Here is a 26223-nt window from a genome sequence, read left to right on the forward strand (position 1 = left end):
CGCTAGTCCAACGCCCGGATCAGCTCGTCGGGCGCATAGCGGGTCCCTGACTTGAACGTATAGCGAACCCGACGGATATCCGAGATGTTGCGAATGGGATCGCCGTCAACGAGAACCAGGTCGGCGTCTTTGCCCAATTCAATCAAACCCGTTGTGGCGTCGCGCCGCATGATGCGCGCCGCGCCAAAGGTAGCGATCCGCAGGACCTCAGCCGGGGGCAACCCCGCAGCTGCCATGAGTTCCAGCTCACGAGGTAAAGTGAGGCCGCCAAGCGCCGGCGTGTCGGTCCCCGCCACTAGGGGAACGCCACGCTCATAGAGAACGCGCATCAGCGCCTGCACCTTGGCCATAGTGCCCTGGAACTGAGCGAGCGTCAGGTCGGGTGGAGTCGGCAGCGCGCCGCCGGTCATTTGGCGCCGAGCAGCATCGGGCAACGCGGCTGAAAGCAGCTCGCTGCCGGGCGGCGGCTTGCCCGCCTGAGCGAGGAGCAGCGGCTCGTAGACCGACAAGGTAAAGTCGAGCGCGACCTGGTGGCGGTGCAGGAGATGGGCGAACGCGGCAACCCGGGCACTTGCCGGGTCGATCGTCTGGGCGGCGCGCGCGGCGTTAAAGGTAAGCGGCGTCTTCGCCGGCTGGCCGGCCAGGCTGAGGAGCGGGTAGATAAGGTGCTGGACCTCGTCGTAACCCGACGCGACCATCTGTTGTACCGTGGCCCCAAACGGAACGTGTCCGCTTAATCGCATTCCGCGAGCGTGGGCGCGGATTGCAATTGCGGGCACCCATTCGGGCTTCACCTGGTTGTACAGCTTGATCTGGGAGTAACCAGCATCGGCGTAGGCATCTACCGCCGCCAGCGCCTCGCCCTCGCTCGAGACGAGCGTACCGTTGTAGGTGGCAGCCGGGCCGGCCGCGTCGATGAATCCTGCCTTGACGATCGCCGGCCCGGGAAGCCGACGCTCGCGCAGCCGCCGCTCCAACCGCACCATCGCTGCTGTAATGTTGCCCATATCGCGCACGGTTGTGACGCCGCTCGCCAGGAAGCGGAGCGGATCGCGCGGGCGCAGGTGCACGTGCATGTCCCATAGCCCGGGAAGCAGCGTCGCGCCGCGGCCGTCTATCACGGTAACGCCCTTGGCCACTGCGAGCCGCGAACTAGGCGCGATCCGGACGATCTTGCCTCCCCGAAGCAGAACCGAACGATGCGTAAGAATCTTCGCGCGCCGGGCATCGAAGAGGGCGACATCCCGGATCAGCGTCGGAACCGGCGGCCGTCTGAGCCCGACCACGGCAGCGGACTTTTCGACGGCGCTCTCATCGGCCTCTGCCACAGCGGCAGTCAACGCGGTTTCAAGGCCGCGCCATCCGCGACGGATCACCCCGTCGCCGGCAAAGAAGCGGTCGCGCTCGTCGAGCCAGAGATAGATGGGATCGAGCGACGTACCCTTGATCGCAACGAGGCGCAGAAGCATTGTCTCGCCGTGATCGGAGTAGCTTTCCTCGCGCACGACGCGGGCAAAGGCGTGACCGACGGGCAGCAGGTCGAGGCCGCTTTCGCCGGCTCTGAGCAGTGCTGAGGCGAGCAGGCCAAGTTCGTAGGCAGCGCCATCGCGTGCCAGTCCGCCACCGTAGGTTAGCCCAAACGGCACATAGTAGCGCCCGGCTGCGTCGGCCGATCCGCGCTCGATGCGATTGCGCCATGTTGCGCGGCCGCCGGCGACTTCGAAGGCCTCATCGATTGGCTGGAACGCAAAAGCCTCCCCGGCGCGCGTCATGGCCGTCGGCAATCCGGCTCGGTCAATGACGACGTCAGCGGCAAAGGCACGCACCTTGTCCTGCTGCTGATAGCGGTTCTCGATATGGACGCGTCCGCCCGCGCGGATGTCGGCGGTCATTTCGCCATTTACCACGCCGTTGGTGACGATGTCGTAGGCGAGCGTCTCGGCCCTCGCCGGTGCGGCGAGCCCGAGACCCAGCGACGCCGCCAGCACGATCCGGCGCAAAAAAGGACGCATCATCGGTTCATCCCCAAAGATCCGGAAGGTGTGGACGCGCGACGGTGCCGCGCTGGAAGGTGAAGCCGGGCTGGTTGTCCGCCAGCTGGAACAGCGGGGCGTCGAGATCGACCCAGCGACAGCGCTGGGCGAGCACCATCCCGGGCGCCATGACCAGCGATGGACCACCCATGCATCCGATCATCAAGTCGAAGCCACGCGCTTGCGCGGCGTCGGCCAGGCGCAGCGCCGCCGTCAAGCCGCCGGCTTTATCGAGCTTGATATTGATCGCCGCGAACCGCCCGGCGGCTTTGTCGAGGTCGGCAATGTCGTCGACCAGTTCGTCGGCACATAGCGGGATCGGCGAGACCCACCCATCGAGCTCGCCTTCCGCACCGACCGGGATCGGCTGCTCGATCAGTTCCACGCCGAGATCGGATAACTGCGGGGCAAGCTGCTTGAGCTGCGCGGGCGACCAACTTTGGTTCGGATCGACAATCAGACTCGCCTCGGGCGCGCCACGCCGCGCGCCGGCGATCATCGCCAGCGGATCATCCGCTCCCACCTTCAGCTTGAGCGCGTGTGCGCGTTCGGCTCGGGCGGACTGCTCGAATTGGTCGGGTGAGCGAATCCCCAGCGTGCGGGCGCTCATGACAGGGTTCGCCGCAACGCCGTTGCGCGCAAACGGATCGCCCTCGCCGCGTTTAGCCTCGAGGTCCCACAGCGCCGCGTCGATTGCGGAGCGGGCTCCGCCCGCAGGCATGAGGATCAAAAGATCCTCGCGTGTCGCGCCGGCTTCCACCGCTTCTCGCGCGGCCTCGACATCGCGGCTCATCGTCGCCAACGTCTCGCCGGCATAGGGGACGCCGTGGGCACCGCCGCGGCCGGTGAGTCCGCTAGTGTCGCTCACCGCGACCTCGATCGTGTCGCACGTGGTTATCGTCGCCCGCGAGATCACGAATGGTTCACGGAATTCCCAGCGCGCGGTGGCGAGCGACAGCCGCAGCGGACCGCCCGCCCCCATTGTCAGCGCGTGTACGGGCGGGGCTTCAGCCCGGTCTGCACGGCGGCGAACGACCACAGATCGGTAAACTCGTCGACCAGCTGCCCTACCGCCTTGCCCTCGCCGTGACCGGCGTCCTGCTCGATGCGCAGCAGCCTGGGTCGCGGACCGAGGTCGGCGGCCTGCAGCGCCGCAACGTACTTGAAGCTGTGCATGGGCACGACCCGGTCATCGCCAAGCGCCGTGTTGACCAGGACCGCGGGATAGCGCCGGCCCGCCGCGATGTTGTGCAGGGGCGACCAGCGCAGCAGCCCGGTGAGTTCTCGGGCATCGGCGGGGTCGCCCATTTCCGGAATCCACGTGCGGCCCGAGGTGAACTGCGTAAAGCGTACAAGGTCGGTCACTGGCACGCGGGGGATAGCTGCGCCGAACAGCTCGGGATAGGAGTTGATCGTGGCGGCGGCCATCATCCCACCGTTCGATGAGCCGTAGGCGATTGTCTGGGCAGGCGTCGTCACACCAGTCGCCTGGAGCAAACGTGCGGCAGCGGCGTAGTCCTCGATGCCCTTGAGGTGGCCCTCCTTGATCGCGGCGCGATGCCATTCCTCGCCCAACTCACCGCCACCGCGGATATGCGCGATCGCGAAAGTGCCGCCGAGCTGCATCCACGCGAACCGGGTCTCGGTGAAGGCGACGTCGACGCTGAGCCCCCAGCCGCCATAGACCATCAGCATTGTCGGGGCCGGGCGCTTCCCGGCGTCCTTGCGATAAGCAAGCGTGACCGGGATCATCGTGCCATCGGACGACTTGGCCTGGACTTGCCGCAAGACGAAGTTGCCCGGGTTCCAGTCTGCCTTGGGCCGCGCCACGACAGTCGAAGCCTTGCTCGCCAAATCAAAGCGATAGAGCGTGGGCGGCATGATAAGCGACGATAGGCTGTAGAAGATGGCCGGTTGGCCGGCGCGGCCTTCGAGCGCCGAGACCACAGTCAACGGCGGCAACGCGATCTCGCCGCGGTCGCTAACGTCGAGCCCGTAGCGATGGAGGTGAGAGCGGAGTCCTTCAAGCGAGCGGACAATGACCTCCTCGCTGGCCAGCACGGCTTGCTGGATGCTGCCAGGGCCGCTTGGCGCGACGGTGACAGGAACCTGCTTGGAGCCGCCGGCGGGATCGAGCGCGACGACACGCCCTCGGGGCGCACCTTCGCTGGTCACGAAGTACACGCGTCCGTTCCGCGAGCCAATGTAGCGCCAGCTCGCCTTCAGGCCGGTGACGAGCGGGACCGGTCGGGCACCGCGATCGTCGAGATCGATCGCAGAAACGTCGCTACGCGATCCATCGGTTGTGCCGAATTCGATGATTAGCCATCGGCCGTCAGTCGGCCGAGGCCAGAGAATGAGTTCGCCGCCACTTGGGTCGTCGAACAGGCGCGCGTCCTCGCTCTGCGGTGTTCCAAGGCGATGCGCGTAAATCGAAGAGTTAGCTGGGGCAGCCATGTCGCCGGCCGTCGTTGGATAACGCGTGTAGAAGATCGTTCTACCATCAGCTGACCAGTCGAAGGCGGGGGTGCGGATGCCGTCGAGCGGCAGCTCGCTGTCGAGGCCGCTGGCTATGTCGATTACATGGAGGCGACGTCGGTCCCCGCCGTTCGCCTGTACGGCGAAGAGCAGTTTGGTGCCGTCGGGTGATGGTTTCCAGTCGTGGACAACCGCGCTGCCGTTGGCCGAGAGCGCGTTCGGATCGACCAGCACACGCTCGCCGCGCCCATCGCGCATAACAATCACGTTTTGGTTCTGGAGGCCGCTATTGCGCTCGTAGAAGCTGCGGTTCCCTCGCACCCGCGATGGTGACCGCTTCTCGAAATCCCATGCTCGAACAATTGCGCGACGCACGATATCGCGGTTGGGCAATCCGTCCAAATAGCGCCGCGTAAACGCATTTTGCTCGGCGACCCACGCCGCGACTGAAGCGTCCTTGCGGGGGTCGGCCTCGAGCCAGCGGTACGGGTCGGCGACCTTGCGCTCGAAATGGTCGTCAACCACCGCCACGCGGCGCGTAAGCGGGTACCCAAACGTTTGCGCGGCCAGCGGCGCGGCGGCGAGCGCCGCCCCCAGAACCAGAAGCGCTCGCCTAACCCCCATCGCTGCGGGACCTCAAAAGTTGCCGGTAAACTTGATGCCGATCTCACGCGGGCGGATCAGCCCGGTTTGGGCGGGGATGGTTCCGCCCAGCGCCGACTGGCCGGCATAGTAGAAGGTGATGCCGCGCTTGTCGGTAAGGTTCTTACCGTACAGCATAACTCCGAACGGCCCGCTCTTTACGCCGATCTGTGCGGCAAAGGTGTCGTAGCCCGGAAACGGCAGATGGCTGATCGTTGGCGTCAGGGCGTAGCTGTTAAACTGGCTGCTGACATGACTCCAGCTGCCGTTGACGCTAGCCGTCATGTCGTCCGAAAGATCGAATTCGTAAGTGGCCGAGACCGTGGTGTTGAGCTTGGGCACGTAGGGCAGCCGGTCACCGTCCGCGGCGCCGATGCCTGGCGCGTCGCGGGAGAACTTGGCGTCGGTATAGCTACCCAGTGCCGTCAGATTGAGCCCGCGCACTGGCCGCAGCGAGAAGGTCCATTCGAGACCCTTACTGACGGCACGACCGACATTGCCGGTGACGTTGTAAGCGACGCCCCCGCTCGGAAAAGCGACCGTGATCTGAACGTCGCGCCAGTCGATGTAGAACGCAGCGATATCGACCGACAGGAGTCGGTCGAGGAATGTCCCCTTGAGGCCCAGCTCGTAGCTGATGGTCTTGTCGGAGTCGAACTGGCTAGGAAGACCTGCTGGTGCGTTGGGAATGAACGACTGCGGGCCGCCGGGGCGGTAACCTGAGGCGACACGTCCATAGATCATCGCGTCCTGGCTGAAGTGGAAGCGTGGCGCGACCGAGAAAGTCCAACTGGTCTCGCCCGACTTCAGGCGAGGGACGATCTGGCCGAGGGGAACACCGAGGAACGGCCCGCCTTGAATTCCGTCCTGGTGCTGTTTGTTTTCGAACACACGGGCGCCAGCTTCTATGTCGAAGCGCGGCGAGAAGAAATAGGTCAGGTCGGCATAGCCGGCGATCTCGCGATACCGCGAGAATTGGTTGGCCTGGAGCACCAGCGCACCGCTGGCGCCGCCGAAGGGTGTCGCTACATTCGCGCCGGTGACCGCGTCCTTGGTGTAATAGTTGGTGAGCGCATCGGTTTTCTCGCGGGTGTAGAAGCCACCCAGTTGCCACTGCAGGCCGCCCTCTTCCTTGGCGTTCCTGGTGGAGTAGAGCCGGAATTCCTGGCTGATCTTGCTCAGGTCGGTATCGATTATGTAAAACAGCGTGGTATTTGGCCGTCCAAACAGCAGCCCGCCGAACACCTGGCCGTAGAGCGGCACGTCATTGGTGCGGAAGTTGTCGAGCTTGCCGTAGCTGGTGATCGACTGAATCCCGACACCGCCGAAGTCGTATGTCAGGTTGCCGATGTAGAGCTGCGCTTTGACCCGCCCGGGCTGGGGTAGGAAGGTGTCGAGGTTGTAGCCCTTGAGCGGCGCGAACTGATTGCTGGGCTGCGTCAGGCCATTGACCTCGATCGCGTCGAAGCCATCGGTCTTGAGGTCCTGGTAAATCGCGGTCAGGCGGATGCTGAGATTGTCGGCAGGCGTTACCAGCAGCGAGGCACGGCCGCCATAACGGGTGAAGCCGTTAGCGTCCTGGCGGCGGCCGAGCTGGTTGTCGATCCAGCCAGGGGCGTACTGATAGTAGCCCGAAACGCGCAGCGCCGCGACGTCGGAGGCAACGGGCACGTTGACATAGCCGCGTCCCACCGCGCCCATATCGCCGTGGGCGATGTCGAACATACCAAAATCGAACCCGGCGGCGAGACGCGCGGGGTTCGGCGCTTGGGTCACATACTTGATCAAGCCGCCCTGCGCGGTCGCCCCGTAAAGCGAACCCTGCGGTCCGCGCAGCACTTCCACCCGATCGAGGTCCCACGGCTCGAAATCGGTGGCGAAGCTTGCGTTGCCGACCGAGAAGCTGAGCGGCGCCTCATCCACCACGCTGGCGACGGTCGCCGCGCCGCTGCCGGTGTTGAGGCCGCGGATGATGATCTGGTTGCCGGCGCCGGCGATGCTCCCGGCCCGGATGAAGCTGATCCCGGGAACGGTACGGGCAAGATCCTGGATGTCCTGCACCTGTTGGCGCTCGAGCTCGTCGCCTGCGACCGCGGAGATGCTCAGCGCGACGTCCTGGATGCGCTCTTCGTACTTGTTGGCGGTGACGATTATCTCGCCCGGTTGCGCATCGTCATCGCCGGCGGGCTGTTCGGCTTGGGCCAGCGCCATGGTGGGCAAGCCCGCACACAGAGCTGCTCCGGTCAACAGAAGTATCTTCGCGCCACGCATGCTCGGCCTCCCACACTGCGCCACGCCGGTCGCGACGGCCCGCTGGCGTTTCGGCACAGCTTAGTCATGTTTTTCGTTATAACAAGTGGCAAAGTGCTTGTGCGGCTCCGGATGGGGTGGCAGCGTTGCAGCAAGAGTGGGAGAGGTACGTGCGCAAAAACATCTGGATGGGGGTCATCGTGGCTTGCTTGGTCTGCGCATCGGCACAAGCGCAGGTCGTCGAACCGAACGCGCCGCCATCACTTCCTCCGCCGCAAGCCATCGTCGAATGGCTCGCAGCCAACGCCGCGCCAATTGACGTGAAGCAGCATTTGCCCGCAGGCCCCGAGGCGGCGGCAATCGATAGCATCACCTCCGGTGCGCGAGTGATCGGCCTGGGCGAAAGCAACCATGGCAACCGCGAGCCGCTGGCCTACCGCAATCGCCTGATCCGCTACCTCGTCGAGCGCCGCGAACTGACCGCTGTCGCGCTCGAGAGCGGCTTCGCCGAGTCGCGCCAGCTCTATGACTACGTGCTCGGCGGGCCAGGTGATCCGGCGGCGCTGCTCGACACCGGGCTTACGCACGGCTTTGGCAACTTGCGCGAAAACCTCGAGCTGATCACATGGCTGCGGGCGTGGAACGCACAGCACTCCGGGCGTCCGGTGCGGCTCTATGGGATCGACCGCTCGACGATCCAGTCGGCACCGCCCGGAGTCAGGCGGCGCTCGGTGGTGCTCGACCACGTCGCACGCTATCTCGAGCGCACAATCCCGCGAGCCTCGGCCCCCGCTCGCATCGAGCTCATGCGTTTTGCCGACCGCTTCACAGAGAACGATTATCAAGGCTATGCGGCCGAAGACCGGACCTTGCTCGACCGCACGCTGGCTACCATCCAAGCGATGTTCGTGACGCACCGTTCGGAGATGATCCGGCGAAGCGGCGCCGACGACTTTGCCTGGGCGCAGCGCGAGGCCTACGATGCGGCGCGTTTGCCCGAGCTGTTCCGCATCTGGAACGTCGATGGCAGTGATCTCGGCAAGCTGATCCAGGTCATCGAAGTCAGGGACCAGGCGATGGCCGATCACGTCTTGTGGGCGCTGCGACGCGAGGGGCCGCGCGGGCGCGTGCTCCTGTTTCAAGCCAACGGTCATGTCACCAAGGCTCCGATGATCGGCAGCGTGATGCGCAACTTCGCGCGCCAGCCGATCCTTACCGGGATCGCCTTGCGCCGTGCGCTGGGCGGCAAATATCGGACCATCGCCACGGTCTCGAGCCGCGGCCGCGAGGCAAGCGACGATGCATCGGGCAGCCTCGATCGCGCCTTCGCCGCTGCCCGTCGCTCGCCGAGTCTGCTCAGCCTCCGCCAGGGTCGGCCATCTGGTTGGTGGCGCAAGGTACAATCGGCCTCGCAGGGTGACACCCGGCTCGACGACTTTGCCCCGGCGCGGGCCTTCGACGGGCTGCTGTATTTTGACCGTTTGACGCCGGTGACCCCGCTGCGTCCACGGACCACGCCATGATCGCCGCCTCGGCCACGGCGCTCATCGGTCGGACTCCGCTGGTCGCGCTCGATCGCATTCACCGCGGGTCCGGCCGCATCGTGGCCAAGGCCGAGTTCATGCAGCCTGGTGGCAGCGTCAAGGATCGCGCGGCGCTTGCGATCGTGGAGGCGGCGCGCAGCGATGGCCGCCTGCCGCCGGGCCGGACCGTGGTCGAGATGACCAGCGGCAACATGGGGGCTGGGCTGGCGGTGGCCTGCGCCGCGCTCGGTCATCCGCTGGTGGTCACGATGTCGGCCGGCAACAGCGAAGCGCGCGCGCGGATGCTTGAAGGACTGGGGGCCGAGGTCGTGCTCATAAGCCAGGTCGATGGTGTTCCGGGCCGCGTAACGGGTGCCGACATCGCGGCTGCCGCTGCGGCTGCGCGGCGGATAGCGGCCGAGCGGGGCGCGTTCTATGTCGACCAGTTCAACGCGGCCGAGCCCATTCATGCGCACCAGTTCGGCACCGGTCGCGAGATCCTCGATCAGGCCGGATGCCCGATTGACGGCTGGGCGGCGGCGGTGGGCACCGGGGCCACCTTCATGGGGGTGGCGCGGGCGCTGAAAGCGGCGTCGGCCGCCACCTGGTGCGTTGCGGTGGAGCCGCAGGGCTCGGCGCCGCTCGGGGGAGGCCGGGTCAGTAAACCCGGCCACATCCTCCAGGGCACCGGCTATGGGGCTGTGCCCCCGCACTGGGATGCACCGCTGATGGACGAAAGCATGGAGGTTAGCGACACCGAGGCGAGCGACTGGCGCCATCGCCTGGCCGCCGAGGAAGGGTTCTACGTTGGCTTCTCGGCGGCGGCGAACGTTTGCGCGGCTGTTCGTCTGCTCGAATCCGGCCGCCTCCGTCGCGATGCGGTGGTGGCAACGGTGTTGTGCGACACTGGTCTCAAGTATTGAAGCGGCCTGGACCGAATTGCGGAAGGTCAAGCGACGAAAGTTCGCCAATCGAGAGCGCGGCGGCGGCCTCGCCGACCGCCGCGGCGTGCTTGAACCCATGGCCCGAGCAGGCCGAGACCACCGTCGCGCCCTCCTCGCTGCTGATCAGGAAATCGGTATCGGGGGTGACCGCGTAAGGACATACCGCGGACTTGGATGGCAGGGCTGCGAGGCCCGCAAGATGCCGGGTTACGTGGCGCGCCGCCATCGCCGGACCCTCGTCGAAATCCGCCTCGCGCGATGCCTGCTCGATGTCGAAGTCGCCAGCGTCATCCTCGCGCGCCACTTTCACGAGGCCGTCGATTGGCGGGAAGCCATAAAACTGCTCCGCGCTGTCGAGACCGTGGGTCCAGATGAAACTCGGCGTGAGCCCGGCCCGGTAGGCCGAAATGTCGTGCACCGGAAACCAGTGGAGAACCTGACGACGGATCGCGACATGGCGTCCGATTTCCGGCTTGGCGAGTTGCGGCAGCCACGGTCCGGTCGCGACGATCGCATGACGCGCGACGACCTCCTCGCGCTCGGTGCGTATGCGCACCTGGTCCGCGCCGCGCTCGATCGCACAGACCCGCATTCCGGTTACAATCCTCGCGCCTGCTCGTCGCGCTTCGGACAACGACGCCGCGATGCAGCGTTCTGGGCGGAGGTACCCGCCACCCGGCTCGTAATAACCGGTCTCGTCTCCCGCGAGGCCGATGAACTGGGGGAAGCGCGCCCCGATCTCCGCCGCGTCGAGGACCTCATGGTCAATCTTGAAGCGCTCGGCGGCATCGCGGGTCCGCCGCAGGAAACCGGCGTGGCCATGATGGCTGGTGCCGGCATCGTCGCGGGTCATGAACAGGAAGCCGCAGCGCTCGAGCAACCTTTCGCCGGTGACGCTCTCGAGCTCCTCCCAAATCGCGTTCGAGCGCAGGACCAGCGGCACATACGCTTCGCCTTCGCCGATCGCCTGGCGCGTGATCCGGCTTTCCCCGTGGCTCGAGCCACGATCGTGCGGCGGCGCGAACCGGTCGATACCGACGGCCTCGATTCCACGCTTGGCCAACTGGTAAAGCGCCGAGGATCCCACCGCGCCAAGCCCGATCACCGCGACATCGCAGACCCGACCCATAGCGTTCAGCCGTGGACGGCGACGTCGCCGTCGCGATAAGGCCGGTAGACGTCGGTCGAGTCCTCGAGATCGGCGGCGAGAGCGGCGCGCGCACCGTCGGCGTCGCGGGCTTTCAACGCGCGGACCAGCTCTTGATGATGCGCAAGGTCCACGATCTCCGACAAGTCCGACTCGCGCATCGAATCGACCAGCGCGCCAAGATGGGGACCCACCTGCAGCCACAATTTCTCGATGATCGACTGGAGTAGATCGCTGTGCGCAGCGGCATAGACTGCGAAATGGAACTCTTGGTTGGCGACGAGGAAGCGCTCGATCTTGTTGCTTCGATAAGCCTTTTCGGCGCGCGCGGAGGCCTGCTCGATCGCCAGCAGATCGTCGTCGCTGGCGCGCGCGGCGGCCAGCGCCGCCGCTTCGCTTTCAAGGAGTATGCGGTAGCGCTCGACATCGCGCAGCTCTTCGAGTGCGAGCAGCGGGACGCGCACGCTGCGGCGGTGATTTTCCAAAGCGCGTTCAGTCACCAGACGCAGCACTGCATCGCGCGCGGGGATGACGCTGGTGCCAAGCGCCGCCGCCAGCGGCCGCAGGGTCAGCGTCTCGCCGGGACGGAACTTGCCCGACATGATGGCCTGGCGCATCTGCATGTAGACGCGCTGGTGGACGTTGTCGGTGTTGACCGGGGCCAGCTGAGCGATGCCCCCCTTATTGGATGCCATGCCGACTGCTCTTTCGCGTGATGTCGTCACTGTTATAACGAGTGAACGAAGTCGCGCTAGGCCGCGCGGATCATTTCCACACCGCTCGCGCGATCCGCATGTAGTTGCCGCCAAGAATGCCGGCGATCGCGGCATCGCCATACCCCGCGCTCGTCATCTTTTCGACCACGTCCCAGACGTCCTCGGGTGGCAGGTAGGCAATTGTGTCGTAACCGCCAGTGGCGGCCGGGGGCCACTCGTCGGGGCGCTCGGCGAAAATCCGCAAGACCTTCTCGGAGTCGGCGACATAGTCGGTGCCAAGACCGACATGATCGGGGCCGATCGCCTGCACGAAGTGATCAATGTGCGCGAACACGCCCGCGGCAAGATCATCCCAATCGCCAAGGTAGGCGGTGGAACCGGAAATCCCGACCAACCCGCCCGAGGCCGCGCAGGCGCGCGCCTGTTGGTCAGAAACGTTGCGATAGTGGTCGTAGAGTGCCCGCGCGTTGGAATGGGTGAAGACGACGGGCTGCCCGATCCGCTCGATCGCCTCGAGCGACGACCGCTCGCCGGTATGGCTACCGTCGAGCAGCATGCCAAGGTCGCCCATGCGATCGACGACGCGGCGCCCGAACCGGCTGAGTCCGGGGTCGACGAGATCGGCGCACCCCCCAGCGGCCGAATTGTTCTGGTTGAAGGCGAGGATCGCATGACGAACACCCAGCGCATACATCGCGTCGAGCACGTCCAGATCACGCTCGAGGCATTCAGTTCCTTCCAGATGCAATCCCACCGCAAGTCGATCCTCGGCTCGCGCCGCTTCGATCTCGCTGAGCGATGTCGCAAGGCGCAAGCTGTCGCTTCGCTCGGCGATTGCCCTCCGCGCCTGGGCGAGACGGTGAATGGCTTCTCCCAGCCCGCAATCGTCACCGGCAATGGTGAGCGAGACGAAGCTGTGACCGGCGCGGCGGAACCGCTCGACAAGCGCCCAGTCGTTGCCCACCGCGGGAGCTAGCGGCAGCACCATGTCCCAGAGCAACGGCGCGCCGTTCGACTTCACGCGGTCGGCTCCAACTCGAGTTCGATGGCGGGCGCGATCGCAAGCGAGGTAACCACTGGCGATGCGCCTGCGGCTTGGTCTACAAGCTTGCCGAGAACGTTTGCGGGTTCCGACGAACGCATCCGCAAACCGATACGCAGATCCCGAATGCCGCCCCGCGCCTCTCCGCCGAATTCAAAAAATGCGGCTGGGTCCATCCACGCCGAGATCCGCATGTCCAGACCTTCGATACGCAACCCGCGCAGCGCCGCATGGGCGGTGATCGTGACCGAGAGGCTCGCGCCCACCGCCGCGAGCAGCAGCTCTGCCGGGTCGGCCGCATCGCCCTCGCCTCCGAAGTCCGCCGGCTCGTCGATACGCACGAGATGCCCGCTGCCCGTACGGCCATGATTAACGAACCCGCGCTCGCGCGAAAGCTCGACGAAAACCCGTTCGGGCGGGGCTTCGCCAGCAGCGACGCGGACTTGATAGTCCGCCACTGCCCGCGCGAGGTGCTTCGGCGTGGAATGCGCAGCAGGCGAAGAGACCATTCGCCTAGTGTAGTTTTGTTATAACAGATGGCAAGTGGGTTGTGCGACTAGAGGTCAAATCGGGCGAACATCCGCCGTCCAAGCAACAGCGCGCCCCCGGCCAGCGAGGTGGCCAGCGCGATCATTCCCATGACCGACGCCTTGTCGCCTTCGAACGCGACTGCGCCCAGCTGACCGCTCAGCCATGCGCCGAGCCCGATCGCCGCGCCTTGCGAGCCGATCGCCAGCGTCGCGTAGCGCGCCGGCGCGAGGCGGGTCGATGCGGCCATTCCGGCGGGCGAATAAAGCAGCTCGCTCGCCGCGATCGCCATGATGCTCGCCGCTACCCATAGCGGGCTGGCAAGACCCTTCTCCGCAGTGGTTCGAGCGGCGGCAACCAGCGGGAGGAAGCCTATGGCCATGAGCAGCAACGCTGCGGCGATATGCTGAACGGTCGACCAGCTGCTTCCCGGTCCGCCCCGCTTCCACCAGCGCAGCAGCAGCGGCGTCAGGATCATGATCGTAATCGGGTTGAGCGCCGTGAACCAGGCGGGCGGTATTACAAAACCCGATACGTCGCGCGCCACGAACCGAGCGGTGAACAGGCTGACAAAGCCATAGGACTGGAAGGAGAAGGTCGAGCAGAGCACGAGCAGCGCCAGTAGCAGCGCGACCGAGATCACGAACGGTTTGTCATCAGCGCTAGGATCTCGCGTGTCGTCGTGAGCCATGCCGCCGCGCTCGGTAAAGGGGCTGATATACCTGTCATTTAGAGCCAATGCGGTGACGATGGCGATGGCCATTCCCATGGCCGACCCGGCAAAGGCCCAAGCCCAACCATAGTTCTGCGCCAGCCAGCCCCCGAGCAGAACCGAAAGCAGCCCACCGATGTTGATGTAGAGAAAGAAGGTCGTGAAGGCAGCGGTTCGCGCAGCCGCGTCGGGGTGGGGCAGACGCCCGACGATGACCGTCAGGATCGGCTTGAACAGACCATTGCCGAGCGCGATGGCGGCGACCCCGAGGTAGAAGCACATCGACAGCAGGAGATAGCGCGTCGCAGCCGCGCCCTTAAGCCCCGCCGGATCAAACGTCGCCATCGTCAACCCGGCGCCAGCTACGTGATCGAGCAGCCGGAAGCCGTCGCCCAGCACAAGCCAGGGCAGCGTTGCCGCGACCGCCAGCAGGCTATGGCCGGCCACCAACGCCGCGGCGCCAAGACGCAACGACCGCCCCATGCCGATCACCCGATCCGCCGCCCAACCCCCGACGATCGGGGTCACCTGCACGGCGAGTAGGTAGACGCCAAAGAAGCGCAGCGACTGTGGCGCGCTCCACCCTAACCCGCCGCTTGCGACCGGCGCGGAGGCGAACAGCGCGAGCAGCGTGAAGGTGGTGTAGTAGCTGTAGCGCTCCCAGAATTCGATCGCCGACAGCCGCACCACTGCGGTGCGGGCGAAGGTGGCCGCATCGCTCACGCAGCGCACGCCGGCAGGATCAGGGCCGATGCGCAGGCGCCGCCGAGATGGACCGCATTTCTCGCGGTGCGCCATTCGGTGCCCGTAAAGTTGTCGCCGCCGGTGTTGAGGTTGCGGTCAAACACCGGAAAATAGCTCGAACTCAGCGACAGCCGAAGCGCATTGCCTGCCGGAACCTCGATCGCGGCATGCCACAGATCGATCGTCACGCGGTAAATTTCGCCCGGTTTCATCATCTCCGGGCAATCCAGCCCGGTACGGTAGCGCATTCGAGCGACCCCGTGAGTCACATTGATCGAGCAGCCTTTGCTGTCGACCTCGCTCAGAACGGCGACGAAGTCCGTGTCCGGCGCCGAGGACGAAACATAGAGCTCGAGCTCGATTGCTCCGGCCAGTGCCAACGATGCCTCGAGCGGGGGCATGGTGAAGGAGATGACATCGTCGCGGACCTCGATCGCGGAACGATCGGCGTAGCCCCCGCCGAGGAGATCGACCGGGGTCTCGGGGGGCTCGGACGGGGTCGGATCGTCGGGATCGTAAAGGTATTCGACGGACGCCTCGGCGACTGGCTTGTCCCAAACAAGCGCTCCCTCTCCGGCCAAGTAAAGCCGGCGAGCAACTACCCCGTGCGGTGGCCAGGATTGCGCCTCCTGCCAGACGTTTCGGCCGGCGAGGAAATAGCGCACTCGCGGCCAGGCTTCGATCTCGGCTCCGTGGTCCAGCAGCCAGTGCGTAAACCAGCCCACCAGATCGCGATAGTATGGGTGCCGGGTGTCCCCGAAGTGCCGCGCACCGAAACGCGTATCCGCTTCGCACTCGGCGTAGCCGCTGTGCGCGGCAGGTGTGAACCAGAGATACTGGTGTCTGGCGACCTCGGCGCTGTCGGCGTTGGCCTGAAACAGCCGGAAGTTGTCGAAGCTGCTGCCGCCCCGCTCGAGCGGACCGGTAACAAAGAGGTGCGGTGCGGCGAAACGATCCGCTTCGGTGAGGAAACCTTGGTCGGCGAAGTACTGAGAACACGGCTCAGCCGAGGCGCGCATCTGCGCCGCGAACTCGCTCGGCGCCGCCCCGCTGCGGTCGAGCAGGGTATCGACCGGCAGGGTCTTCAGGTGACTGTCGTAATCGACCGGCGGTTGGCGGACCGGTTGCGTCTCGTAGGCGTCAGCCCAACGCGCCTGGTACCAGGCCTCGCGATCGATCCCGGCCGGCGGCGCAAACGAGACTTTGGGTACGAAGTCGCGGTACCATCCAAACATCATCCGCAGCAGCGAGACGCCGCCCTGCAGATAGGCGCCGTTGCGCGTCTGGCCGCCGCCATAGCTGCCGTCGAACATGATCACGCCGCAGCGATGCGCGGGATGGCGCATTGCCGCGATCTTGGCGGCGGTTTCGCCGGTATAGGACGAGCCGAGTGTCCCGACACGGCCGTTGCACCATGTCTGACTTGCGATCCATTCCACCGTATCTAAGCCGTCGAGCCGGTCGATGCCCGAACAGGCGACGAATTCGCCTTCGGATTCGTGACGCCCGCGCACGTCCTGGATCGCGTAGACGATGCCTTGCTCGGGCAACAGCGCGGGCATCGCGGTGGGAGCGTTGTTCTTGTTGTACGGGGTGCGGACAAGCACGACCGGCAACGGCAGGTCCGCGCCCAGCGGAATGTGGAAGTCGGTCGAGAGGCGCACGCCGTCGCGCATCGGGATGAACACGCTGCGCACACGGCGCGTCGCAAAGCGCGGCGCGAGGCCCTCGAATAGGAACGGCCGCTCAGGATCGAAGCGCGCGCTGCGCGGCTGTAGCGCATCCTCGGCACCAGCCACGAAACTCTCCGCTCGAAGACTCATCAGTTGCGTATCAATCTCACGGATCGATCTTGCCGTGTTATTACATATGACGCAAGATGGGGTATGCGACGAGCTAAAGGCGCCTCTGGCAAGGTACAAAAACAGGGCACGAGCGGCACGCTCGAGATACCAACTGTCACTTTGCCGGAGCTTGAGCGCGCCGCACGGTTGATGCGCAATCACCCCGACACCGCGATCCGCAACGCGCGGGTAGTCCCCCGCTGGACTCGGGACGGCGCGAGTTTCTGGTACGTCCGCGAGACCGACCGGGGCCACGATCATGTGCGGGTCGATGCGCGCACCGGAAGCAAGACGATCGCCTTCGATCACCGCGCGCTGGCGGAGGCCCTAGGGCGCGCCGGAGTGCCGGACGCTTCGCCCGACACGCTTGCCATTGCCGTGATCGAAAACAAAACAGTGCTCGTCGTCGCGGACGAGCGAACCTATCGATGGACGCCGGGCGAGCCTTGCGTGGTCGAGCCGGATCCTCCCGTCGGTGAGATCCCCTCCCCTGACGGCAGGTTGGTGGTGTTCCGGCACACCGGGAACCTCTGGCTGCGCGACCTCGGCACCGGTATCGAACGCCCGCTGACTTGCGACGGACAGCTCCACTTCGGCTATGGCTTGCCGTCCGATCGCTATGGCCAGGATAAGCTGGTCCGCGAGCGTGAGGGAATGCCAATTCCTCCAGTTCAGACCTGGTGGTCTCCTGATGGCAGCCACATCGTCAGCGCACGACTGGATCAGCGTCACCTCGCGCCATACTACTTTCTCGAAAACGCACCGCGCGACGGAAGCTTTCGCCCCAAGCTCCACGAGGTTCGGCTGCCGCTGATGGGGGAGCCGGGCGGCAGGCTCGACTGGTGGGTGATTGACGTCGCCACCGGTGCAAAGCGCCCGATCCCCTTCCCGACCGAGCGGATGATCGCCGCCAACAACGGGATCGACGATCTCAAGATCGCCTGGGGCGACGACGGGCGGACGCTACTCGCCATATCCGGCCTGACCGGCCTTGTCGGTGCCGAAGCGTTCGCTGTCGATCTCGCCAGTGGCGAAGTCCGCACCATCCTGACGGATCGCTCCACGCCCGGGCACCCCCTAGTGGCCGGCGGCTATGGAGACCCGGTAGCGCGCTTCATCCGCGGAGGGAGTGAACTATTGTGGTATGCCGAGCATGACGGTTGGGGTCACATTGACCGCTACGACGTCGCCAGCGGTGATCTGCTCAATCGGATAACCCAGGGCGCGTGGCTTGTTCGCGACATAGTCGCCGTCGATGAGGCGCGAGGGCTGATGTGGTTCACCGCGATGGGCCGCGAACCCGGCAGCCCGTACGACCGCTACCTCTATCGCACCCGACTCGATGGTGCCGGGCTCGAACTTATGTCTCCCGAGCCAGGCGATCACTTAATCATCGATCCTACCGGCAGCGCGCTGGTCTTCGACGGTGCAGGTCCGACCGAGACCGTCGCGCCCGACTTCGCGAGCTATGCTTACGACATCTCAAGCGTATCGATCCCGACGCGTTCAGTCCTCCGACGCTCGTCCGATGGAGCCGTGATCGCGGAGTTCGAGCATGCCGACGACTCGGGGCTACGCGCCGCCGGTTACCGCCCGCCCGAGGAAATGGTGGTGCCCAGCGCCGACGGTCGTCATGACCTGTGGGGCCTGGTTTACCGCCCGTCCAACTTTGATCCGGCGCGCACGTATCCGGTCGTCGATGTCCAGTATGCCAACCCCGCGGTCGCGCGCACTCCGCGAAACCATGCTATGGCGGCGACCTACGTGGGCACCGCGGCCACCCCCGCCGCACTGGCAGAACTGGGTTTTATCGTCGTGTGCGTGGACGGGTGCGGCACGCCCTATCGCTCCGCGGCGTTCTCACGCGCGCCCGAGGGCTTCCTTGCCACCATGGGACTTGAGGATCACATCGCGTTCATCCACGGCGTCGCCGCTCGCGACGCCTCGCTCGATCTGTCGCGGGTCGGCATCGCCGGCCAGTCCTACGGGGGCTATGCTGTGCTGCGAGCGCTGATAGAATTTCCCGACTTTTTCAAGGTTGGCGTTGCCGGAGCGCCGCAGACCGGCTTCCACAATATGGCAGCCGAAGCCGTTCTTCACGCTTACGAGGGCCCACCCGACTACGGGGGCGGCGCGACGCTTCGGCCTTTCCCCGCCGCAATGCCAACCAACTTCATGGCATTCGATTGCGCAGCACAGCTCGACCGGATCCAGGCACCGCTGCTGATCTTTGCTGGCGAGCAGGACGAGAATGTGTATCCCGGCAGCATCGTGCAGTTCATGGACGCAGCTATTCGCCAAAACCGCAACATTGAGTGGGTGTGGATGCCCAACAACGCGCATGACGGGCTGTATACGCCCTACGCCCTGCGGCGCAGCCTCGAATTTCTGACGCGGCACCTCCAGGGTCGGCTTCTGCCCGACCGCCTCCCTCCGTTTCCTCCGCCCGCACGATGAGCGCGCGCAGCCTTTATCGGGTCGAGCCCTATGCTTGCGGAATGCTCGCGGTTGGACAGGGGCACGAGCTCTATTGGGAGCGCTGCGGAACGCCGGGAGGCAAGCCGGCGGTGTTCCTTCACGGGGGCCCCGGTTCCGGTTCCTCGATTGAGTCACGCGGACTCTTCGATCCGGATCGCTACGATCTCCTGCTGTTCGATCAACGCGGCGCGGGCCGGTCGACCCCCCATGCCAACCTGGTCGCCAACACCACCTGGGACCTGGTCGAGGACATCGAGCGCCTGCGCCGCCACGCGGGTGTCGAAGAGTGGCTCGTGTTCGGCGGCTCCTGGGGCTCGACCCTTGCGCTCGCCTACGCCGAAGCACATCCGGCGCGCGTGACCGAGCTGGTCTTGCGTGGCGTTTTCACCGGGCGCCAAGCCGAACTCGACTGGATCTATCGCGGCGGCGCGGACCGGCTCTTTCCCGAAGCTTGGCGTAATTTCATCGAAATCCTCACCCCGGAGGAGCGCGCTGACCCGTGCGCTGGCTACTACGGACGGCTGACAGCCGCCGATCAGACAATACAGCTGGCTGCGGCACGCCGCTGGAGCGAGTGGGAAGCGCGCATCGTGCAACTCGAACCCGACGCGGCCCTCGTCGAAAGCTATACCGAAGAAGAGTTCGCTGTAGCCCTGGCGCGGATCGAGGCCCACTACATGGTCAATCGGCTGTGGCTTACGGAAGGCCAACTGCTGCGTGAAGCTGGCAGGCTCTGCGAAATCTCCGGCATTGTCGTCCAAGGCCGCTACGATGCCTGCACTCCCCCGCGCACAGCATACGATCTGTGCCAGGTCTGGCCCCGGGCGCGTCTGGAAATTGTTACCGCAGGCCATCGCTTCGACGAGCCCCCAATTCTCAACGCTTTGATTTCGGCGACCGATGAATTTGCTGAGTAGCGACGGAATTTCGCGAAAGGTGCGCGCGCGTCTGGCCTCGCGACGACTCAAAGATTGGCTGTCGAGGGGCTGTAAGCTGCCCGGCTGCTTTTCGACTGGAAATCTAACAAAGCGGACGCAGCAGTCCGGCAAGCTTCAGCCCGACGAGTTATCGAGCATTTGTCCGAGAACCTGACTCCATCCGCTCGAGTTGAACGCCGAGCGTGTTCAGCACCATCGACATCATCGTGTAGTGACCCACCGCGAAGATCAGGTCCATCAGTTGCTGGATGGTGAAGCGCTCAGCCAGGCGACCCCACAGCGGGTCTGAGATGAAAGCGTTGGCAACGAGGTCATCGACTGCCCTCAGCAGGTCAGAGTCCTCGGGCGAGAGGCCGGGGGTTTCCGGTCCGGTCTTGATCGCCGCGATGTCAGCATCGCTCAGCCCAGCCTGCTCGAGCGCGATCTCCACGTGATGCGCGAACTCGTACTCGGCTCGCGCGAGCCACCCGGCGCGCAGGATGACCATCTCGCGCTCGCGCGGCGGCAGCGACGACTTGAACAGCACGTGGTTGCCCCAGGGCGCCAGCCGCCGCATCGCCGCCGGGTAGTGCGCCAGCGTCTTGAAGACGTTGAACACCGGCTGGTCGCCATCCCCGAACTCTGGAGGGCGGCCCCGCGTCAACAGCTCGCCGACCGCCGGGTCCCACTGGTGGGGCTCGAGCGGTGGGACACGGGGCTGCGCGAGGCGGGGCGTCAGTTTGTCCTGGGCCCGATTGGCTCCCGTGGCCATCAGAAGCGGTACCGGATCTCAGCACCGTAGGTCCGCGGCGGCCCGTACAGCACAATGGTCCCGTTATTGATCCCGGAGACGGTGATCGTCTGCTCGTAGGTCTCATTGGTCAGGTTGCGGCCGAAAATCGCGGCCTCCCACCGATCGCCCGGCGCACTGTAGGAGAGCCGCGCGTTGATCAGGTCGAACTGACCGCCGCGCGCGTAGTCGGTGTTGAACGGAGTGAAATAGAGCTTCGAGCGGTGCGAGTACTCGCCGCGAAGCCCGATCTCGGCGCCGCTCGCCAGTGGGATGTCGTACTGCGCGGCGACGCTGCCCGTGAACTTCGGCGAGCGCGGCAGCTGGTTGCCGCTGAGGTCGATGTCGCCCAGCGCGGGGCGGAAGCTGTCGCGCGTGACGAAGTCCTTGAAGGTCGCGTCGAGGTAGGCGAGCGAGGCGTTGATCGTGAAGTTGTCGATCGGGCGGGCGGTGATCTCGGCCTCGATGCCCTTGCCCTTGGCCGAGGCGGCGTTGGCGATGAAGGTCTGGCCAACGGCGAACTGGTTCACCTGCAGATCAGTGTAGGTATAGTAGAACGCTGCGATGTTGGTCTGCAGCCGGTCATCGAGGAAGCGGCTCTTCAAGCCGAGCTCGTAGTTCCAGACGTATTCCGGATCGTAGGCGTTGGCTTGGAGGCTGGCGGTGTTGAGCCCGCCCGCCTTGAAGCCGCGCGCGGCCGAGGCATAGATCATCGTGTTGGGGTTGGCTTGGTATTCCAGGACGAAGCGCGGGGTCAGCGCCGACCAGCTATCGCGCACCCGCACCGAACGGGCGCCGAAGAGGTTCTGGATCGTCGAACCCCGCTTGTTGTCGACCGAATAGCGCAGGCCCACCGTCGCCTTGAGCTGATCGGTGATCTGGTAGGCCGCCTGTCCGAACGCCGCCATGGCGCGGGTCTTCTGGACGGCGTCAAAGCTGATCGTGGTCTTGAGAATGGGGATCGGGAATGCGTAATTGAGCGTGCCATTCTCCTGGAAATAATAGAGGCCGCCGATCCACTGCAGCGGGCTATCGTAGGCCGAGCTGAACTGAAGCTCTTGGCTGAACTGCTTGCCGGTCTCGCGCAGGTCCTGGTTGATCAGGAAAAAGTCGGTTCCGTCCAGGTCACTCTGCAGCCGAAAGTGGTTGTTGCGGTACCCGGTCAGCGACATCACCTTGATGGCGTCCCCGTCGATCTCGAGGCGCGCGCTGGTGCCCCAGGCGCGGATCTTCTGGTCGAAGGGACCGTCCGCGTAGAAGCGGCGCGGGCTGGGGTCCAGCCGGCCGCCGAGCGCCGCCGCGGTCCCCGGGATCGAGCCGGGCTGAAACGCCGGGCCATCGTCGCTCTCGCGCATATAGTCGCCGCTGAGCGTAAGCGTCGCTTTGTCGGTGAAGTCATAGGCTAGCTGGGCGCGGGCCGAGCGGGTCTTACTGTCGTCGACCCGGTCGCTGTTGACGAGGTTCTTCAGGAACCCATCGCGTTGGTCGGCGACCGCGCTCAAACGGCCGCGCAGGCGCCCCTCGCCGTCGAGCGGTCCGCTGATCACGAACTGCCCGCGCTTGCGATCGTAGTTGCCATAGGTGAAGGCGACCTGCCCTTCGAGGCTGCGCGTGGGCTGGTTGGCGATCAGGTTGACCGAGCCGCCGGTGGCGTTGCGGCCATAGAGCGTCCCTTGGGGGCCGCGGAGGACCTCGACGCGGGCAAGGTCGGAGAAGATCGCGTCCCCGACAAATGGCCTCGCGACGTAAACGCCGTCGATGTGGAGCGCGACGCCCGGCTCGCCGCCGAGGTTGATCTGTTCGAGCCCGATCCCGCGGATGTTGAGCTGAACGAAGTTCGACACCTTGTTGTAGCTGAGGCCAGGGGCATACTGGGCAACATCCTGGACGTCGCGGATGTTGCTCTTCTCCAGGAACTCCTCGCCGAACGCCGAGATCGCGAGCGGAGTGCGCTGGAGCGACGATTCGCGCCGCTCCGCGGTGACGATGATGTCGCCGATCTTGCCGTCGTCCGGCTGTGAGGTGTCGTCCGCCGCGTCCGCGGGCTCGGTATTGGGGGCGGGTGCCTGCGCAAAGGCAGGACCGCTGATCGGGGCCAGCGCGGAGGCCGCGGCCAGCCAATAGCTCGATTTCATGTCTCTCTCCTCCAGGTGCGGCCAAGCCGCGCTGTCGATGGCACCCTCTCGTGGAGTGCTCGCTGGGCAGATTTCAGTAGGCGGCCTCGCCCTGGCGCTTGGCGGGCTCTCCCGCCTCGAGCCGGCGCTTCAGCTCGGTCGCACCCACGCTGGCGGCCAGGTGCTCGTCGGGCTGGCCAAGGAACTTGCCGAACGGGTCGGTGTCGATCTCCTCGAGCTCGATTTCGCGGGCCAGCACCTTGGCCTTCCACTCGGCGTGTTCGGGCTCGCGCTCGTGGAACTCCGGCATGACGTCGCGGGCGAACAGCTCGAGACTGGCGCAGATGTCCTCGTGGGTGGTCTTCCCCGCCTGGTTGAGCAGGATGACCTGGTCGACACCGGTCTTCTCGTAGGCCCGCAGCTTGTCGCGGATGGTCGCGGGTGAGCCGATGAGCCCGGTACCCAGCGCCTCGACGGCCTTCGGCGTCTTGCGCCACTCCTGGTACTCGTCCCACATGTTGAGCTTGCCCGGCTCCGAGTAGCCGTGTTTGGACAGGTACTGCAGGCAGAAGATGAAGAACGTCCAGCCGGCCGCCTTCTCCATCGCCTCCTCGTCGGTCTCGGCGCACATGAACCCGCAGACCATCGCGATGTTGGGGTTCGGCTGATAATCCGCGAGCCGTTCCGGGCGCTTGATGAAGTTGTTGTAATAGCAGTTTACCCAAGCCGTCGCCGCCTCGGGCGAGACGAACTGGAAGCCGAGCGCGCCCATGCCGCGGCGACCCGCCATCTCGATCGTCTTGAGGTTCGAGCAGGCGACCCACAGCGGCGGGTGCGGCTTCTGGTACGGCTTGGGCAGCACGTTGCGCAGCGGGAATTTGATGTACTCGCCGTCGAACTCGCAACCTTGCTGTGTGAACATCGGGATCAGCGCCTTGATCGCCTCTTCCCAGATCTCGCGCTTGTCGCGGTAGCGGATGTGGAAGGGATGGATCTCGGTAGTGGTCGATCCCTCTCCGGTGCCGAGCTCGACGCGGCCGTGGCTCAGCAGGTCGAGGGTCGAAACGCGTTCGGCGACGCGGCTGATGTGGTTGGTGGGGAGCTGGATGACGCCGTGACCCAGCCGGATGCGCTTGGTGCGCTGGCTGGCGGCCGCCAGGAACACTTCGGGCGCAGAGGAGTGGGAATACTCCTCGGTGAAATGGTGCTCGACTTCCCAGGCGTAATCGTACCCGAGCTGGTCGGCCATTTCGAGCTGCGCCAGCGAGTTCTGCAAGAGGTCGTACTCGCTGCGCTCGTGCCAGGGCCGCGGCAGCTGGTGCTCGTAGAACAAGCCGAACTTCATGGCGGCATCTCCCTTCCCGGTCCGTCGTGCGGTATTTTGCTGTTTGTATAAGTTGCAAACTTGGAGTCAAGTGCTTTAGAGCAGAGGCCTGAAGGTGTAAGGGGTCGCGGCCGACGTCCTGCCGTGGAAGTAAGGAACAGCATGCCAAGAGCACCGCTTGCCGCGAAGAAGCCGAAGCTGCGGGAGGTGCAGCAGGGGGATCGGAGGACGACGATCCTGCGAGCGCTTTACAAATGTATCAAGCAGCAGGGGTACTCCAAGACCTCCCTGACGGACATCTCGATGGCCGCGGGAATGTCGCCAAGTCACATTCGCTACTATTTCGGCGGGAAGGAAGCCGTGCTCGAAGAGTACTTCAGGCAAGCTTGCGAGGCGATTCTCGAAGGCATCCGGCGGATTCCTGAGGACGATCCGGAGCGGTGGTTCCAGGAGTTCGTCGACTACTTCATCTCCAACCCCTGGATCACCCGCCAGCGGCTGAGCGTCATGGTCGAAATCTTCGGGATCGCGGTGCACGACCCGGTGTTGCGCGAGATCAAGGCGCGCTACGATCGCGAGATCCGGACTATCCTCCAGCGTTATTTCGAGCGGGTCGGCTGCGCCGAGGGCGTATCGCCCTCGGTTGCTGCGGAGGTGGCGCAAAGCCTCGAAGCCGGCATGAAATATAGCGCGATCTTCCAGGACGAATACAGCGGCGAGCGCGCGCGCGAGGTCTTCCAAGGCGGGATCGCACACCTGATCGCCGGCAACGCTTAGTTCCGCGCGTAGAGCTGAAAGGTATGGCCGGCCGGGTCGCGCAGCGCCGCGGTCCGGCCGTGCGATCCCATGTCACGAGTCGAAAGCAGCACCGCGCCCGCCTCTTCGAGGAGCGCGATCGCCGGCTCGAGGGTCGCGATGTCGAAGACCAGCGCCACCCGGGTATCCGGAGTCGCGGCCTCTTCAACAGAGCTCAAGGCAAGGCGGCACCCGCCCGTACGGAACTCGGCCCAGCGGCCCCCATCACGCAGCGAAGGCTCAGCTCCAAGCAGCGTCGTGTAAAACGCGACCGCGGCGTCCATGTCCTCGACGACGAGGTAAGCGGTCCGGAGCTCACCGGTCATGCGAGAGTCAGCGTCAGGAAGGCGCCGATGCGCTCAATCGCGGCATCGGCTTCGGCAAGCCGGGGCGCGAAGGCTTGATAGACGTGGAACAGCCCCGCCGCGACCTCCAGGTCCACGGCGCAGCCGGCGGCGCGCAGTTTGCTCGCCAGCCGCTCCGAGTCCTCCAGCAGCACCTCGTCGGACCCGACCTGGATCAAAGTCGGGGGAAATCCGGCGAACGCATGCTCGAGAGGAGCGAAGCGCGATGCCGCCGCTTCGCTCTGCATCCGCTCGCCAAGCCAGCGCAGCAAGGGAATCGTGATCGTCGGATCGCGCGCCTCGAGCTCCTTCGCGCGCCGGCCCGATACTGAGACGTCGAGCCAGGGGCTCAGGAGGACAAGCGCGGCAGGCGTGGCCTCGTTGCGCTCGAGCAGGCGCTGAACCAGCGCGACCGCCAGCCCCCCACCCGCCGAGTCGCCGATCACGGCCATTTTCCGAGGCGAAGTGCCCTGATCGATCAGGAAGGCCCAAGCGGCCGCAGCGTCCTCGAGCGACGCGGGGTAGCGCACCTCAGGGGCCAGCCGGTAGTCGGGGAGCAGCAAGAGACGCCCGCTCTGCGCAGCGATGCGGCTGGCCAGCGGCCGGTGCGATGTGGGGCAGCCCGCAACAAAGCCGCCACCGTGCAAATACAGCAAGGCCCCCGTCCCCGCGCTGTCGTCAGCGGGCTCGTGCAGTTCCGCGGAGACTCCATTCGCGTCGATCGCACGGAACGCCACGCCGGCGGCCGTCGGCGCCGCGCCGGCAGCGTCGAGCCCGCGGCGCATCGCGGTGAGGTCTGGGGGGAAGCTGCCCCGCCGCTCCTGTAGCCAAGCGCTCGCCTGCTCGACGGTGAGCATG

Annotated in this window: 20 protein-coding genes; 5 read left to right on the plus strand and 15 right to left on the minus strand. The window is 65.5% G+C overall.

The window, feature by feature from the left end; all coding sequences use genetic code 11:
* Nucleotides 1-2 precede the first annotated feature (2 nt).
* The 4 genes from GKE62_RS13895 to GKE62_RS13910 all read right to left on the minus strand — a co-directional run bounded on the left by GKE62_RS13895 (nucleotide 3) and on the right by GKE62_RS13910 (nucleotide 7364).
* Nucleotides 3-1892 carry an amidohydrolase family protein gene (locus GKE62_RS13895; protein WP_230206706.1) on the minus strand — a complete coding sequence of 630 codons (1890 nt, stop codon included), beginning with the start codon at nucleotides 1890-1892 and terminating at the stop codon, nucleotides 3-5.
* 127 nt (nucleotides 1893-2019) lie between these two features.
* A complete protein-coding gene (locus GKE62_RS13900) occupies nucleotides 2020-3015 on the minus strand; it encodes a dipeptide epimerase (RefSeq protein ID WP_154692760.1) in 996 nt (331 codons plus the stop codon).
* Nucleotides 3016-3017: 2 nt separating this feature from the next.
* Nucleotides 3018-5135 carry a prolyl oligopeptidase family protein gene (locus tag GKE62_RS13905; protein ID WP_154692761.1) on the minus strand — a complete coding sequence of 706 codons (2118 nt, stop codon included), beginning with the start codon at nucleotides 5133-5135 and terminating at the stop codon, nucleotides 3018-3020.
* A 12-nt stretch (nucleotides 5136-5147) separates the two neighbouring features.
* Entirely contained in the window at nucleotides 5148-7364 is a 2217-nt protein-coding gene (locus GKE62_RS13910; RefSeq protein ID WP_195908399.1) for a TonB-dependent receptor, read from the minus strand.
* 209 nt (nucleotides 7365-7573) lie between these two features.
* Here GKE62_RS13910 and GKE62_RS13915 point away from each other — a divergent pair, with 209 nt between their 5' ends.
* Entirely contained in the window at nucleotides 7574-8926 is a 1353-nt protein-coding gene (locus tag GKE62_RS13915; RefSeq protein WP_154692763.1) for an erythromycin esterase family protein, read from the plus strand.
* The gene (locus GKE62_RS13920; RefSeq protein WP_154692764.1) at nucleotides 8923-9849 is read left to right on the plus strand and encodes a PLP-dependent cysteine synthase family protein; all 927 of its coding nucleotides are present in this window, start codon (nucleotides 8923-8925) and stop codon (nucleotides 9847-9849) included. Before GKE62_RS13915 ends, GKE62_RS13920 begins: the two co-directional genes overlap by 4 nt.
* On the opposite strand, the gene solA is transcribed toward GKE62_RS13920, so the two are convergent.
* The 6 genes from solA to GKE62_RS13950 all read right to left on the minus strand — a co-directional run bounded on the left by solA (nucleotide 9839) and on the right by GKE62_RS13950 (nucleotide 16558).
* Nucleotides 9839-10999, minus strand: a complete 1161-nt coding sequence (gene solA / locus GKE62_RS13925) for an N-methyl-L-tryptophan oxidase (RefSeq protein ID WP_230206707.1) — start codon at nucleotides 10997-10999, stop codon at nucleotides 9839-9841. The genes GKE62_RS13920 and solA overlap by 11 nt on opposite strands.
* A 5-nt stretch (nucleotides 11000-11004) precedes the next feature.
* Nucleotides 11005-11712: a GntR family transcriptional regulator gene (locus GKE62_RS13930; RefSeq protein ID WP_195908400.1), complete on the minus strand. Its 708-nt coding sequence runs from the start codon at nucleotides 11710-11712 to the stop codon at nucleotides 11005-11007.
* Between the two features lie 70 nt (nucleotides 11713-11782).
* Nucleotides 11783-12754 carry a dipeptidase gene (locus tag GKE62_RS13935; RefSeq protein WP_154692766.1) on the minus strand — a complete coding sequence of 324 codons (972 nt, stop codon included), beginning with the start codon at nucleotides 12752-12754 and terminating at the stop codon, nucleotides 11783-11785.
* Nucleotides 12751-13233 (minus strand): OsmC family protein, encoded by a 483-nt coding sequence (locus GKE62_RS13940; RefSeq protein WP_195908401.1) that lies wholly within the window; start codon nucleotides 13231-13233, stop codon nucleotides 12751-12753. The genes GKE62_RS13935 and GKE62_RS13940 overlap by 4 nt, the downstream gene beginning before the upstream one ends.
* A 98-nt stretch (nucleotides 13234-13331) precedes the next feature.
* On the minus strand, nucleotides 13332-14738 hold the full coding sequence (locus GKE62_RS13945; RefSeq protein ID WP_195908402.1) for an MFS transporter: 1407 nt from the start codon (nucleotides 14736-14738) through the stop codon (nucleotides 13332-13334).
* Entirely contained in the window at nucleotides 14735-16558 is a 1824-nt protein-coding gene (locus GKE62_RS13950) for a CocE/NonD family hydrolase (RefSeq protein ID WP_195908403.1), read from the minus strand. Before GKE62_RS13950 ends, GKE62_RS13945 begins: the two co-directional genes overlap by 4 nt.
* Before the next feature lie 195 nt (nucleotides 16559-16753).
* Here GKE62_RS13950 and GKE62_RS13955 point away from each other — a divergent pair, with 195 nt between their 5' ends.
* On the plus strand, nucleotides 16754-19060 hold the full coding sequence (locus GKE62_RS13955; protein ID WP_195908404.1) for a DPP IV N-terminal domain-containing protein: 2307 nt from the start codon (nucleotides 16754-16756) through the stop codon (nucleotides 19058-19060).
* Complete coding sequence (gene pip / locus GKE62_RS13960) at nucleotides 19057-19998, plus strand: prolyl aminopeptidase (protein ID WP_154692771.1); 942 nt, start codon at nucleotides 19057-19059, stop codon at nucleotides 19996-19998. The genes GKE62_RS13955 and pip overlap by 4 nt, the downstream gene beginning before the upstream one ends.
* Before the next feature lie 148 nt (nucleotides 19999-20146).
* Here the strand turns inward: pip and GKE62_RS13965 are convergent, their stop codons facing one another.
* The 3 genes from GKE62_RS13965 to GKE62_RS13975 all read right to left on the minus strand — a co-directional run bounded on the left by GKE62_RS13965 (nucleotide 20147) and on the right by GKE62_RS13975 (nucleotide 24247).
* Complete coding sequence (locus tag GKE62_RS13965) at nucleotides 20147-20770, minus strand: carboxymuconolactone decarboxylase family protein (protein ID WP_154692772.1); 624 nt, start codon at nucleotides 20768-20770, stop codon at nucleotides 20147-20149.
* On the minus strand, nucleotides 20770-22923 hold the full coding sequence (locus GKE62_RS13970; RefSeq protein ID WP_154692773.1) for a TonB-dependent receptor: 2154 nt from the start codon (nucleotides 22921-22923) through the stop codon (nucleotides 20770-20772). Before GKE62_RS13970 ends, GKE62_RS13965 begins: the two co-directional genes overlap by 1 nt.
* Nucleotides 22924-22996: 73 nt before the next feature.
* Nucleotides 22997-24247 (minus strand): LLM class flavin-dependent oxidoreductase, encoded by a 1251-nt coding sequence (locus GKE62_RS13975; RefSeq protein WP_154692774.1) that lies wholly within the window; start codon nucleotides 24245-24247, stop codon nucleotides 22997-22999.
* A gap of 141 nt (nucleotides 24248-24388) precedes the next feature.
* On the opposite strand from GKE62_RS13975, the gene GKE62_RS13980 reads away from it, so the two are divergent.
* Nucleotides 24389-25003, plus strand: coding sequence for a TetR/AcrR family transcriptional regulator (locus GKE62_RS13980; RefSeq protein ID WP_154692775.1), 615 nt, complete (start codon nucleotides 24389-24391; stop codon nucleotides 25001-25003).
* Here GKE62_RS13980 and GKE62_RS13985 read toward each other — a convergent pair.
* Both GKE62_RS13985 and GKE62_RS13990 read right to left on the minus strand, forming a co-directional pair.
* The gene (locus tag GKE62_RS13985; RefSeq protein ID WP_154692776.1) at nucleotides 25000-25347 is read right to left on the minus strand and encodes a VOC family protein; all 348 of its coding nucleotides are present in this window, start codon (nucleotides 25345-25347) and stop codon (nucleotides 25000-25002) included. The two genes, GKE62_RS13980 and GKE62_RS13985, sit on opposite strands and share 4 nt — an antisense overlap.
* A complete protein-coding gene (locus GKE62_RS13990; protein ID WP_154692777.1) occupies nucleotides 25344-26222 on the minus strand; it encodes an alpha/beta hydrolase in 879 nt (292 codons plus the stop codon). Before GKE62_RS13990 ends, GKE62_RS13985 begins: the two co-directional genes overlap by 4 nt.
* Between the last annotated feature and the right edge of the window lies 1 nt (nucleotide 26223).

The sequence above is a fragment of the Novosphingobium sp. Gsoil 351 genome, assembly GCF_009707465.1.
Lineage (GTDB): Bacteria > Pseudomonadota > Alphaproteobacteria > Sphingomonadales > Sphingomonadaceae > Novosphingobium.